The 12,458-nt window shown below is 72.0% G+C and carries 11 protein-coding genes and 1 pseudogene; 9 read left to right on the forward strand and 3 right to left on the reverse strand.

All coding sequences use genetic code 11. The features are described from left to right. Window positions 1-2,410 (forward strand): translation initiation factor IF-2 (gene infB / locus NH287_RS13760; RefSeq protein WP_253036073.1); only part of this gene is annotated, 2,410 nt, incomplete at its 5' end. Window positions 2,411-2,550: 140 nt separating this feature from the next. Beyond that, window positions 2,551-2,985: a 30S ribosome-binding factor RbfA gene (gene rbfA / locus NH287_RS13765; protein WP_253036074.1), complete on the forward strand. Its 435-nt coding sequence runs from the start codon at window positions 2,551-2,553 to the stop codon at window positions 2,983-2,985. A gap of 9 nt (window positions 2,986-2,994) precedes the next feature. On the opposite strand, the gene NH287_RS13770 is transcribed toward rbfA, so the two are convergent. Further along, window positions 2,995-3,861: an A/G-specific adenine glycosylase gene (locus tag NH287_RS13770; protein ID WP_253036075.1), complete on the reverse strand. Its 867-nt coding sequence runs from the start codon at window positions 3,859-3,861 to the stop codon at window positions 2,995-2,997. A 23-nt stretch (window positions 3,862-3,884) separates the two neighbouring features. Between NH287_RS13770 and truB the strand changes: the two genes are divergently transcribed. From truB to NH287_RS13790, 4 genes are read left to right on the forward strand one after another with little or no spacing between them, the layout of a single operon-like run. Then, window positions 3,885-4,778, forward strand: a complete 894-nt coding sequence (gene truB, locus NH287_RS13775; RefSeq protein WP_253036076.1) for a tRNA pseudouridine(55) synthase TruB — start codon at window positions 3,885-3,887, stop codon at window positions 4,776-4,778. Further along, on the forward strand, window positions 4,775-5,143 hold the full coding sequence (locus NH287_RS13780) for a hypothetical protein (protein WP_064001515.1): 369 nt from the start codon (window positions 4,775-4,777) through the stop codon (window positions 5,141-5,143). The genes truB and NH287_RS13780 overlap by 4 nt, the downstream gene beginning before the upstream one ends. A gap of 44 nt (window positions 5,144-5,187) precedes the next feature. Beyond that, on the forward strand, window positions 5,188-5,646 hold the full coding sequence (locus NH287_RS13785) for a hypothetical protein (RefSeq protein WP_064001516.1): 459 nt from the start codon (window positions 5,188-5,190) through the stop codon (window positions 5,644-5,646). Beyond that, window positions 5,643-6,608 (forward strand): bifunctional riboflavin kinase/FAD synthetase, encoded by a 966-nt coding sequence (locus NH287_RS13790; protein WP_253036077.1) that lies wholly within the window; start codon window positions 5,643-5,645, stop codon window positions 6,606-6,608. The genes NH287_RS13785 and NH287_RS13790 overlap by 4 nt, the downstream gene beginning before the upstream one ends. A gap of 30 nt (window positions 6,609-6,638) precedes the next feature. Here NH287_RS13790 and deoC read toward each other — a convergent pair whose 3' ends face one another. Next, window positions 6,639-7,349, reverse strand: a complete 711-nt coding sequence (gene deoC, locus NH287_RS13795) for a deoxyribose-phosphate aldolase (RefSeq protein WP_064001518.1) — start codon at window positions 7,347-7,349, stop codon at window positions 6,639-6,641. Between the two features lie 238 nt (window positions 7,350-7,587). Between deoC and NH287_RS13800 the strand changes: the two genes are divergently transcribed. From NH287_RS13800 to NH287_RS13810, 3 genes are all read left to right on the forward strand, one after another. Continuing rightward, window positions 7,588-9,744 (forward strand): DEAD/DEAH box helicase, encoded by a 2,157-nt coding sequence (locus NH287_RS13800; RefSeq protein ID WP_253036078.1) that lies wholly within the window; start codon window positions 7,588-7,590, stop codon window positions 9,742-9,744. A gap of 94 nt (window positions 9,745-9,838) precedes the next feature. Then, window positions 9,839-10,867 carry an ATP-dependent 6-phosphofructokinase gene (locus NH287_RS13805; RefSeq protein WP_064001520.1) on the forward strand — a complete coding sequence of 343 codons (1,029 nt, stop codon included), beginning with the start codon at window positions 9,839-9,841 and terminating at the stop codon, window positions 10,865-10,867. Window positions 10,868-10,877: 10 nt separating this feature from the next. Next, complete coding sequence (locus NH287_RS13810; RefSeq protein ID WP_253036079.1) at window positions 10,878-11,825, forward strand: DMT family transporter; 948 nt, start codon at window positions 10,878-10,880, stop codon at window positions 11,823-11,825. Between the two features lie 5 nt (window positions 11,826-11,830). On the opposite strand, the pseudogene NH287_RS13815 reads toward NH287_RS13810, so the two are convergent. Then, window positions 11,831-12,458 (reverse strand): annotated as a pseudogene (locus NH287_RS13815) (hypothetical protein); the annotation flags it as partial.

Raw genomic sequence — 12,458 nt, forward strand, 5'->3', positions numbered from 1 at the left:
TGAGAAGCCCGCACCGTCGGCACCCGAGGGCGGTGCGCCCAAGCCGGGCGCCCCCGCTCCCGAGAAGCCCGCGTCGCAGGCCCCGCGTCCCGGCGGCGCTCCGCGCCCCGGCAACAACCCCTTCGCCAGCTCGCAGGGCATGGGTCAGCGTCCCGCCGGCCCCCGCCCCGGCAACAACCCCTTCGCCTCGGCGCAGGGCATGGGCCAGCGTCCGACGCCCGGCAACATCCCGCGCCCGCAGGCGCCGCGTCCCGGTTCCCCGCGTCCGGGTGCCCCGCGTCCCGGCGGCGCCGGTCGTCCCGGTGGCGGCGGTCGTCCGGGTGCACCGTTCCAGCAGCGTCCGGGTGGTCCCGGTCGCCCCGGCGGCGGCGGCTTCGGCGCTCCGCGTCCGGGCGCCCCGGCCGGTGGTTTCGCCGGTCGTCCCGGTGGCGGCGGCGGTCGTGGTCGTGGACCCGGCGGCGGTACCGCCGGTGCCTTCGGTAAGGGCGGCGGCAAGTCGAAGCAGCGCAAGTCGCGTCGGGCGAAGCGGCAGGAATTCGAGATGCGGTCGGCGCCCGTCGTCGGCGGCGTCAACGTCCAGAAGGGCAACGGCGAGGTCATCCGGCTCCGCCGCGGCGCGTCCATCGCGGACTTCGCCGACAAGCTCGAAGCGCTGCGCGGATACACCGTCCAGCCCGGCACCCTGGTGACGATCCTCTTCAACCTCGGCGAGATGGCCACGGCCACCGAGTCGCTGGACGAGGCGACGTTCGAGATCCTCGGCGAGGAGCTCGGCTACAAGATCCAGATGGTCTCGCCCGAGGACGAGGACAAAGAGCTCCTCGAGGGCTTCGGTCTCGACCTCGAGGCCGAGCTGGAGGCGGAGAACGAGGACGACCTCGAGATCCGTCCTCCCGTGGTCACCGTCATGGGCCACGTCGACCACGGTAAGACCCGACTGCTCGACGCCATCCGCCAGACCAACGTGGTCGCAGGCGAGGCCGGCGGCATCACGCAGCACATCGGTGCGTACCAGGTCTGGACCGAGCACGAGGGCATCGAGCGCGCGATCACCTTCATCGACACCCCGGGTCACGAGGCGTTCACCGCCATGCGTGCCCGCGGTGCGCAGGTGACCGACCTCGCGATCCTCGTGGTCGCGGCCGACGACGGCATCATGCCGCAGACGGTCGAGGCGCTGAACCACGCCCAGGCGGCGAACGTGCCGATCGTGGTCGCGGTCAACAAGGTCGACAAGCCCGACGCCAACCCGGCGAAGGTCCGTCAGCAGCTCACCGAGTACGGCCTCGTGGCCGAGGAGTACGGCGGCGACGTCATGTTCGTCGACGTGTCGGCTCGTCAGGGCACGAACATCCAGGCACTGCTGGATGCCGTCCTCCTCACCGCCGACGCGGGCCTGGACCTCACGGCCAACCCGAACAAGGCGGCGCGCGGTGTCGCGATCGAAGCGAAGCTCGACAAGGGTCGCGGTTCGGTCGCCACGGTGCTGATCCAGTCCGGAACGCTCCGTGTCGGCGACGCGATCGTCGCGGGCACCGCGTACGGCCGCGTCCGCGCCATGATCGACGAGAACGGCGATGCGGTCGACGAGGCCTACCCGTCGCGTCCGGTCCAGGTGCAGGGTCTGAACTCCGTGCCCCGCGCCGGTGACGTCTTCATCGTGACCGAAGAGGACCGCATGGCCCGCCAGATCGCCGAGAAGCGTGAAGCGGTCGAGCGCAACGCGCAGCTGGCCAAGGCCCGCAAGCGCATCTCGCTCGAGGACTTCACCCGCGCTCTCGAAGAGGGCAAGGTCGAGTCGCTCAACCTCATCATCAAGGGTGACGTCTCCGGTGCCGTCGAGGCGCTCGAGGAGTCGCTGCTCAAGATCGAGGTCGACGACAGCGTCCAGCTGCGCATCATCCACCGCGGTGTCGGTGCGATCACCGAGTCGGACATCAACCTGGCGACGATCGACAACGCGATCGTCATCGGCTTCAACGTCCGTCCCGACACGAAGGCCCGCGAGCGCGCCGCCCGTGAAGGTGTCGACGTCCGGTTCTACTCGGTCATCTACAACGCGATCGACGACGTCGAGCAGTCCCTCAAGGGCATGCTCAAGCCGGAGTTCGAAGAGGTGCAGTCGGGTGTCGCCGAGATCCGCGAGGTGTTCCGCTCGTCGAAGTTCGGCAACATCGCCGGTGTCATCGTCCGCTCGGGCACGATCACGCGCAACGCCAAGGCGCGCGTCATCCGCGACGGCGTCGTGATCGCCGACGGCCTGGCCATCGAGTCGCTGCGCCGCTTCAAGGACGACGTCACCGAGGTGCGTACGGACTTCGAAGCCGGTATCGGCCTCGGCAAGTACAACGACATCCAGGTCGGCGACGAGATCGAGACGACCGAAATGGTGGAGAAGCCGCGCGGCTGATCCTCAGGTTGCTACGGACTCGGATGTCCGTCCGCGGCAAGAGCGGGGCCCCTACCCCGATTGCCTCGGACGGACATCCGAGTCCTCCGCAGTTTCCGGCCAGCCGATCGCGGCCGGGGGAGAACAAGAGGAGAAGGACTATGGCCGGGGAACGGCAGGCACGGTTGGCGGACCGCATCCGCGTGCTCATCGCGGAGCGCCTCGAGAAGGGGCTGCGCGACCCGCGGCTCGGATTCGTCACGATCACCGACGTGCGCGTCACGGGCGACCTGCAGCACGCGTCGGTCTTCTACACGGTCTACGGCGACGACGAGGCCCGCGAGGGCACGGCTGCGGCGCTGAAGGCCGCGACGGGGATGCTGCGCAGCGAGGTCGGGCGACAGCTCGGCACGCGCCTCACGCCGTCGCTGGAGTTCATCCTCGACGGGCTGCCCGAGAACGCCGGCCACATCGAGGACCTGCTGCGCGAGGCGCGTGAGCGCGACGCGGCCGTGGCGGCCACCGCCGCCGGCGGAACCTACGCCGGCGAGGCGGACCCGTACGTCAAGCCGCGCGAGAGCGACGACGAGGACTGAGCGGTCCGGTCAGCGAGGCAGGTGCAGGGCACCGTCCGTGACCTCCACCAGCCCGTCGGCGATCAACGAGTCGACGGCCCGGTCGCGCTGAGCGGCATCGGGCCACTCCGAGGCCACCTCGTCCGCAGGGACGGGGTGGCCTTCGGCGTCCCGCAGCGCCTTCAGGATCGCTCCGCGGGCCTGACGGTCGCTGCCCTCGTAGCGCGCCTGCTTGCGCCGGTCGTCGCCGGTGTCGGGGCATCCCGCCGCCCGCCAGGCGCAGACGGCCGTGAGCGGGCACGCCTCGCACCGCGGCGCACGCGCCGTGCAGACGATCGCGCCAAGCTCCATCGCGGCGGCGTTCACGACCGCGGCGTCCTCGTCGTCCGCGGGGAGGATCGCCGCCATCGCCGCGAGGTCCGCCTTCGCGGGCGGTCCGGGCTGCGACCGGCCGTCGACGGCGCGCGCCAGGACGCGACGGGTATTGGTGTCGACGACCGGATGCCGGTCCCCGTACGCGAACACTGCCACCGCGCGGGCCGTGTAGTCGCCGATCCCGGTGAGGGCGAGCAGGGCGTCCACGTCGCGGGGGACGACCCCGTCGTGCCGGTCCCGGATCTGCGTCGCCGCGCGGTGCAGCCACAGCGCCCGGCGGGGGTAGCCGAGGTTCGCCCACAGCCGCACCGCGTCGGACGGGGGAGCGGCCGCGAGGTCGGCGGGGGTGGGCCAGCGCGCGAGCCACTCCTCGAGCCGCGGGACGACCCGCGACACGGGCGTCTGCTGCAGCATGAACTCGCTGACGAGCGTGCCCCACGCGCCGAAGCCGTCGCGCCGCCAGGGCAGGTCGCGGGCGTTCTCGCGGTACCACGCGATGAGCGGCGAGGCGAGGTCGGGCACCGCTCCAGCCTAGGCTGGAAGCCATGCAGCAGAGCCAGGGGAGCGGTGGGATCCTCCTCGTCGACAAGCCGGGCGGCGTGACGAGCCACGACATCGTGGCGCGGACGCGCCGCGCCCTGAACACCCGCAAGATCGGCCACGCCGGCACCCTCGACCCGATGGCGACCGGGCTGCTCGTCCTGGGCGTCGGTCACGCCACGCGGCTGCTCACCTACGTCGTCGGACTCGACAAGACCTACGAGGCCACCATCCGCCTGGGTGTCACGACGGACTCCGACGACGCCGACGGTGTCGAGACCGCCAGAGTGGATGCCGGTGGTGTGGCCGACGACGCGATCCACCGCGGCATCCGCGCCCTGTCCGGACCGATCTCGCAGGTGCCCAGTACCGTCTCGGCGATCAAGGTCGGCGGGCGCCGCGCATACGACCTCGCGCGCGCCGGAGAGCAGGTCGAGCTGAAGGCGAGGGACGTCGTGATCAGCCGGTTCGAGGTGCGCGGCATCCGTCGGGGCGTCGACGTCGTCGACGTCGACGTGGTCGTCGACTGCTCGAGCGGCACGTACATCCGCGCCCTCGCCCGCGACCTCGGCGCGGACCTCGGCGTGGGCGGGCACCTCACAGCGCTCCGGCGCACGCGGATCGGTCCGTTCGACGTCGCCGACGCCGTCGCCGAGCTGACCGAAGACGTCCCGCTGCAGGATGCCGCGGGTGTCGCGGCATCCCTTCTCGGCACCTTCAAGGTCACCGCCGACGAGGCGCGCGACCTCCGTCACGGCAAGCGTCTGGTCGGGGCGGCGGACCGCCTGCCGACCGACACACCCGCCGCGATCGCGCCCGACGGTGCGCTCGTCGGGATCGTCGGCCGTCGCGGCGACGACGTCAAGAGCCTCATGAACATGCCCGAGGAGCAGCCGTGATCGCGTGGTTCACCGTCGTCCAGATCGCCGTCGCGTGCGCGGCGGGTCTGCTGTGCACCGTGCTGGGTCTCGCCGGCCGTCGCCCGAGCGATCTCTCCGTGGGTACGCAGGCGCTCGTCCTGCTGCTGCTCATCGTGCAGGTCGTGATCGCGATCATCGCCCCGCTCGCCGGCAACCCGCCGACGGGGGACCTGCTGGAGTTCTGGGTCTACCTGGTCTCGGCGGTCCTCATCCCGCCGGCCGCGGTCGCCTGGGCGCTCATCGAACGCGGTCGCTGGAGCACGGTCGTCATGGGGGTCGCCGCGTTCGCGATCGCCATCATGATCTGGCGCATGAACGTCATCTGGACGGTGCAGGTCGCCTGACCCCGGCCGGGCCGCGTCCGCGGCGGTCGTAGGATTGAGGTGCCATGCCTGAGACCGCGCCGACCTCGACCGCTCCGTCGGCCGCCTCCCCGCGCCGGATGACGGGTGTCGGCCGTGTGCTCGTGGTCGTCTACGCGATCATGGCCCTCGGCGCGACGGGTCGTTCGTTCGTGCAGATCGTCCGCGAGTTCGACGACGCACCGCTCGCGTACTCGCTGTCGGCCCTCGCCGCGCTCGTCTACATCCTCGCCACCCTCGCGCTCGTGTTCAGCGCGTCCGAGCGGTGGTACCGCGTCGCGTGGGCGGCGATCGTCTTCGAACTCGTGGGTGTGCTCGTCGTCGGGACGCTCTCGCTGACGCATCCCGAGCTCTTCGACCACCCCACGGTGTGGTCGGGGTACGGCATCGGATACGTCCTCGTCCCGCTCGTGCTGCCCTTTCTGGGGCTCTGGTGGCTCATCACCCACCGGCACGCCCGGTCCGCCGCGGAGGGCGCCGCGTGATCGTCTTCCGCGATCCCGCCGAGGTGCCCGCCGGCTTCGGCCCGAGTGTCGTCGCGATCGGCAAGTTCGACGGCGTGCACTCGGGGCACCGCGCCGTCATCGACCGCGCGCGCGTGGCCGCGATGGACGACGGCGCACGCGTGGTCGCCGTCACATTCGACCGCAACCCGCTCGCCCTGCTGCGACCGGACCGCTGCCCCGAACCCCTCGTGAGCGTGGATCAGAAGATCGCCCTGCTCGCCGAGGCCGGTGTCGACGCGGTGCTCGTGCTGCGCTTCGACGAGGAACTCGCCGCGCTCGCGCCCGAGGAGTTCGCGCAGCGCATCCTCGTCGACGCCCTGCACGCGGTGTGCGTCATGGTGGGGGTCGACTTCCGCTTCGGACGCGGCGGAGCGGGTGATCCCGCCTTCCTCACGACGTTCGGCGAGACCCACGGGTTCACGGTGGACGTCGTGGGCGACGTCCAGGGCGGCGGACGCCGGGTCTCGTCGACCTGGGTGCGCGAGATGCTCGCCGCCGGCCAGGTGGAGGACGCCGCCCGCCTGCTGGGGCGCCCCCATGCCGTCCGCGCCGAGGTGGTCCACGGGCTCAAGCGCGGTCGCGAGCTCGGCTACCCGACCGCCAACCTGTCGACGGATGCCGAGGGGTTCATCCCCGCCGACGGCGTGTACGCCGGCTGGCTGATCGACGAGGGGACGGATGCCGGGCGCGTCCGCGCCGCGACGCGATACCCGGCCGCCGTCTCGGTCGGCACGAACCCCACCTTCGACGACGTTCCCCGGCGTCAGGTCGAGGCGTACGTCCTCGATGAGACCGGCCTCGACCTCTACGGCCACACGGTGCAGGTGCAGTTCACCGCCCGCATCCGCGGCATGGTCCGCTTCGAGGGCATCGAGGCCCTCATCGAGCGGATGGATGCCGACGTCGCCGAGGTGCGGGCGGCGCTGCAGCCCGGCGCCTGAGTCCGAGCGGCGCGGGGCGAGCCGCGCCGGTCAGTACGAGCCGGAGTCGACCGCTCCGGTCGCCTCGTCGCCGGCGTCGATGCGACGCGCTTCGCCGAGGATGACGGCGCTGCCGCTCGTGCCGAGGCGGGTCGCGCCGGCCTCGAGCATCGCGATCGCGTCGGCGTAGCTGCGCACCCCGCCGGAGGCCTTCACCTCGACGCCTGCACCCACGGTGCGACGCATGAGCTGGACGTGGGGGATCGTTGCCCCACCGCCGGCGAATCCGGTCGAGGTCTTCACGAAGTGGGCGCCGCCGGCCTCGGTGAGGCGGCTGCCGCGCTCGATCTGCTCGTCGTCGAGCAGGGCCGTCTCGAGGATGACCTTCGTGACGCGGCCCTCCGCCGCCGCGACGACCGCGCGGATGTCCTCGACCACGACGTCGTCGAAGCCCGAGCGCAGCGCGCCGATGTTGACGACCATGTCGACCTCGCTCGCGCCGTCGGCGATCGCCTGTCGCGTCTCGGCCACCTTCGCGGCGGTCGAGGTGGTGCCGTGCGGGAACCCGATGACCGTGCCGACCGCGACGCCGGTGCCGTCGAGGCGGGCCACGGCGTGGGGGATGTCGCTCGGGCGCACGCAGACGCTGAACACACCCCATTCCGCGGCGATGTCGAGCTCGGCGTCCACGTCGGCGCGGGTGAGCTCCGGCTTGAGGATCGCGTGGTCGATGGTGGCGGCGAGTTCGCGTTCGGTGGGCATGACACCAGCGTACGCGGCACCGCGCGCGGCACCGCCGAGTCGCGGTGGGAGCCCGGGACCGCGACGCGCTAGAATGGCGGGGAAGGGCCCGTCCCGTCGCCGCAGCTCGCAGAAGCGAGTACCCGCAGCCGTGACGACCCGGGGACCACATCCGCGCCGCGACCGACGTCGCGGCCTCGAAGACCGTCGTCTCGTACGACGCTCGCCGGCATCCGCCGGTGTCACGCTCAGGAGGAGCATGCCGACCACGGCAGCCACCGCCCCCAAGACCGCCGCTCGGCGTCGTCGGGGATCATCGTCGCGCCGAGACGACGAAGCACCCCTCATCCCGATCCTCGCCCGGAAGGTGCGCGAGGTCGAGGCCAAGGCCCAGCGGGGCAAGCTCGGGCCGACCAACCGCGTCAAGTTCCAGGTGATCGCCTTCCTCGTGCGCGAGGAGCGCGCCCGCGTGAAGGCGGCGTCCGACATCGCCGACGGTGCGCGCGCCGAGCTGCTCAAGCGCCTCGACGGCGTCGCGACGATCCTCGCCAAGACCGCGGCCCGCGACACCTCCCTCATCCAGCTGCTCGAAGTCGACCAGGCGACGTCGCCCGTCGCGCGCCGCATGCGCCGCGACTGGCTCCTCGAGTCCGGGGCGGAGCTGCCCGAGGACGAGCTCATCATCACCGACGCGAAGCCCGTTCAGGCTCCGGTCGTCCCCGAGGCGATCGCGGACCGTCAGGTCGTGCCGCCGCAGGTCCAGGCCCGCAAGGAGGCCCACCCCTTCCTCGCCCCGGACGTCGCACTGCGCGCGCCGGTCGCGACGCCGCGACGCCGGCTCGACGGGTGGGAGCTGATGGGCCCGCTGTACAAGGCGTTCGAGACCGGTGCCGGGGGAGGGGCCGCGTCCATGGACCTGCCGCCCGTCCCCGAGTTCGACCGCATCTCGCCCAAGGGGCTCGACGTCATGCCGCACCAGTCGCGGTTCCTCGAGGCCGTCCGCACGGGGCACCGCAGCTTCCTGCTGGCCGACGAGCCGGGTCTCGGCAAGACGGCGCAGTCGGTGCTCGCGGCATCCGTCGCCGACGCCTACCCGCTGCTGGTCGTCGTCCCCAACGTCGTGAAGATGAACTGGGCGCGCGAGGTGGAGCGGTGGACCCCGCAACGTCGCGCGACCGTCATCCAGGGCGACGGCGAGACGATGGATGCCTTCGCGGACGTCTTCATCGTCAACTACGAGATCCTCGATCGCCACCTGTCCTGGCTCAGCTCGATCGGGCTGAAGGGCATGGTCGTCGACGAGGCCCACTTCATCAAGAACCTCACCTCGCAGCGCTCGCGCAACGTGCTCGCGCTCGCCTCGCGTATCCGCGAGCAGGTGCGCGATCCGCTGCTGCTCGCCCTGACGGGTACCCCGCTCATCAACGACGTCGAGGACTTCGACGCGATCTGGCGCTTCCTCGGCTGGACCAACGGCGAGAAGCCCGGTCCCGAGCTGATGGCGCGCCTCGACGAGACCGGCCTCACCCCCGCGGACAAGGCGTTCTACCCCGAGGCCCGCTCCGCCGTCATCTCGATGGGCATCGTGCGGCGCAAGAAGAAGGACGTCGCCGCCGACCTCCCCGACAAGCTCGTCGCCGACCTCCCCGTCGAGCTCGACGACGAGTACGGCCGGTCGATCCGGGCCGCCGAGCGGGAGCTGGGTGAGCGTCTGGCGGCGAAGTACCGCCGGATCATCGAAGCGCGCGGCGACCGCGTCGTCCGCGGCGAGGCCGACGAGGACATCGTGCGTCTCGTCGCGCACGGCGAGCTCGAAGAGGCCAAGGCTGCCGGCAGCGGCTCCGAGAACGTCTTCACGATGGTCCGCCGCATCGGTCAGGCGAAGGCGCAGCTCGCCGCCGACTACGCCGCGCAGCTGCAGCGCTCGGTCGGCAAGGTGGTCTTCTTCGCCAAGCACATCGACGTGATGGATGCCGCCGAGGCGCACTTCGCGTCGGCGGGGCTCCGCACCGTCTCGATCCGCGGCGACCAGACGACGCCCGTCCGCCAGCAGGCGATCGACGCGTTCAACGGCGACCCCGACGTCGCCATCGCGGTGTGCTCGCTCACGGCGGCCGGTGTCGGCCTCAACCTGCAGGCCGCCTCGAACGTCGTGCTCGCCGAGCTCAGCTGGACGGCCGCCGAGCAGACGCAGGCGATCGACCGCGTGCACCGCATCGGTCAGGGCGAGCCGGTCACGGCGTGGCGCATCATCGCGGCGCACACGATCGATACGAAGATCGCCGAGCTCATCGACAGCAAGCAGGGTCTCGCGCAGCGCGCCCTCGACGGCGACGCGGTCGACCCGACCTCGAGCGATTCCGTCCAGCTGTCGGCGCTCATGCACCTGCTGCGGCAGGCGCTCGGCGCCGCCTGAGCCCGCTCGGCTGGCAGGCGACGCCGTCGCGGCGATAGTGTCATCGAGGCAGCGTCGCCCCCAGCACCAACCCGAGATCACCTAAGGACCCCTCATGAAGATCGGTATCCTCACGAGCGGCGGCGACTGTCCAGGACTGAACGCCGTCATCCGTGGCATCGTGCTGAAGGGCACGACCACGTACGACATCGAGTTCGTGGGCATCCGCGACGGGTGGCGCGGCGTGGTCGACGGTGACTTCTTCCCGCTCACGCGCCACGAGGTGAAGGGTCTGTCGAAGGTCGGCGGCACGATCCTCGGCACGAGCCGGACGAACCCGTACGAGGGCCCGCGCGGCGGCGCCGAGAACATCTCGAAGACGATGTACGGCCACCGTCTCGACGGCATCGTCGCGATCGGCGGCGAGGGCACCCTGGCTGCGGCCGACCGGCTGCACAAGGACGGCATCAACGTCCTGGGTGTGCCGAAGACCATCGACAACGACCTCCACGCCACCGACTACTCGTTCGGCTTCGACACGGCGGTGAACATCGCGACCGAGGCGATGGACCGCCTGCGGACGACCGGTGACTCGCACCAGCGCTGCATGGTCGCCGAGGTGATGGGTCGTCACGTGGGCTGGATCGCCCTGCATTCCGGGATCGCGGCCGGCGCGCACGTCATCTGCATCCCCGAGCACCCGATGTCGATCGACGAGATCGCCGAGCAGGTCCAGAAGGCCCACGACCGCGGTCGTGCGCCGCTCGTGGTCGTCTCGGAGGGCTTCACCCTCACCGGCATGGACGAGGCGTACAGCGACAAGGGGCTCGACGCCTTCAACCGTCCCCGCCTCGGCGGCATCAGCGAGATCCTCGCCCCCGAGATCGAGCGGATCACGGGCATCGAGACCCGCGCGACCGTCCTCGGCCACATCCAGCGCGGCGGTTCGCCGTCGGGCTTCGACCGTGTCCTCGCGACACGTCTGGGCCTGCACGCCGCAGACGCCGTCGTCGACGGCGCATGGGGCCAGATGGTCGCCATGCAGGGCACCGAGATCGTCCGGGTGCCCTTCGCGGAGGCGCTCGGGTCGCTCCACACCGTGCCGGCGCACCGCTACGAAGAAGCCGCCGCGCTGTTCGGTTGAGCCGGTTCGCGTGACGCGTCCGTCCACGCGGACCTCGCTGGCGCCCGCCCTGGTGGGTGCGGTGTCGGTCGGCGTCCTCACCGCGGCCCAGGCGCGCGTCAACGGTCAGCTCGGCGTGCGTCTCGAGCACGCCATGGTGGCCGCCGTCATCTCGTTCGGCAGCGGTCTGCTGCTGATCGCGCTCGTCTCGGTGCTGACCCCGGGTGGGCGTCGCGGTGCGGTCCTGCTGAGCCGCGGCATCCGCGAGCGCAGCATTCCGTGGTGGATGCTGGTGGGCGGCGCCGCGGGAGCGTTGACGGTCGGTACGCAGGCCGTCGCCGTCGGGATCGTGGGGGTGTCGCTGTTCACGGTCGGCATCGTCGCAGGGCAGACGCTGGGCGGGCTGATCCTCGACCGGGTGGGGTACGGGCCCGGCGGGGTCGTCGCCGTCACGGTGCCGCGACTGGTCGGCGGCGCGCTTGCCCTGGCCGCCGTGGGCGTGGTGCTGGTCTCGGGGGACGGGCTGGCGGGCGTGCCCGTCTGGATGGTCGTGCTCCCCGTGGTCGTCGGAGCGGGACTCGCCTGGCAGCAGGCGACCAACGGCCGGCTGCGGGTGCGCGTCGGGACCCCGGTGACGGCGACGTTCGTGAACTTCACGCTGGGGACGGCGATCCTGGCGGTGCTGGCGGTCGTCGTGACGATCGTCGACGGACCGCCGGCGGCGCTGCCGTCGGAGCCGTGGCTCTACCTCGGCGGCGCGCTCGGCGTGGCGTACATCACGCTGACGGCCGCGCTGGTGGCCCGCACGGGGGTGCTCCTGTTCGGGTTGGCCGCGGTGTCGGGGCAGCTCCTCGCGTCACTGGCTCTCGATGTGCTCTGGCCTGCGCCGGCCGGACCGGGGGTCGTCATCGAAGCCGTCACGGTCGTCATCGGACTGGCGTCGGTGTTCGTCGCCGCGTTCTGGCCCGTCCGGCGCTGACGCGGTCAGCCGGTCGGGGTGGGCGACGGTTCGGCGGGAGCGGGGCTGTCGGCCGGGTCGGGCTCGGTGACCGCGCCGTCGACGGGCGCGGGGCTCGGCTCGACGGGGTCCGTGACGCTGTCGTCAACCGTGCTGTCGTCGACGGTGCCCTCGTCGTCGGTGGCGCCCTCGGCCGGGGCCGTCTCCTCCGCCGGCTCCGTGGCGCCCTCGTCCGGTGTCGCCTCCTCGTCGGGCGCCTCGGTGGTCACCTCGGGCGTCGGCGTCGTTCCCTGCTCGTCCGTTGTGTCCGTGTCGCTCACGGTGTCGACCTCGTCGGGGGCCTCGTCCTCGGTGAGCGGGGCGGTCGGACTGACGTCCGGGGTGGGGTCGGTGACGGGAGCGGGGTCGGGGGGAGCTACCTCGTCGCCGCCGGCGGTGAGGGCCAGAATGCCGCCGGTCCCGGCGACGAGCGCCGCCGCGGCGGCCGCGGTGATCCAGACCGTCGCTCGGCGCCGTGACCGTCGGCGGGGCCGGCGTTCGGCTGGCTGGACCTCGGCAGGGGCTGCCGGGGCGGGCGCCGCGTCGATGGTGCGGGTCGCCTCGGCTGCAGGCGAAGCGCTGGAGGCGGCCGCCAGCACACTGGTGGGGGCCGTC

The organism is Microbacterium sp. CnD16-F, from assembly GCF_024124465.1.
In the GTDB taxonomy this organism is placed as follows: Bacteria; Actinomycetota; Actinomycetes; order Actinomycetales; family Microbacteriaceae; genus Microbacterium; species Microbacterium gawkjiense.

What these genes read in the sequence shown, in the direction of transcription:
- rbfA (WP_253036074.1), top strand. Translation starts at nt 2,551, where the DNA reads ATGGCCGGGGAACGGCAGGCACGGTTGGCGGACCGCATCCGCGTGCTC.
- truB (WP_253036076.1), top strand. Translation starts at nt 3,885, where the DNA reads ATGCAGCAGAGCCAGGGGAGCGGTGGGATCCTCCTCGTCGACAAGCCG.
- NH287_RS13785 (WP_064001516.1), top strand. Translation starts at nt 5,188, where the DNA reads ATGCCTGAGACCGCGCCGACCTCGACCGCTCCGTCGGCCGCCTCCCCG.
- deoC (WP_064001518.1), bottom strand. Translation starts at nt 7,349, where the DNA reads ATGCCCACCGAACGCGAACTCGCCGCCACCATCGACCACGCGATCCTC.
- NH287_RS13800 (WP_253036078.1), top strand. Translation starts at nt 7,588, where the DNA reads ATGCCGACCACGGCAGCCACCGCCCCCAAGACCGCCGCTCGGCGTCGT.
- NH287_RS13805 (WP_064001520.1), top strand. Translation starts at nt 9,839, where the DNA reads ATGAAGATCGGTATCCTCACGAGCGGCGGCGACTGTCCAGGACTGAAC.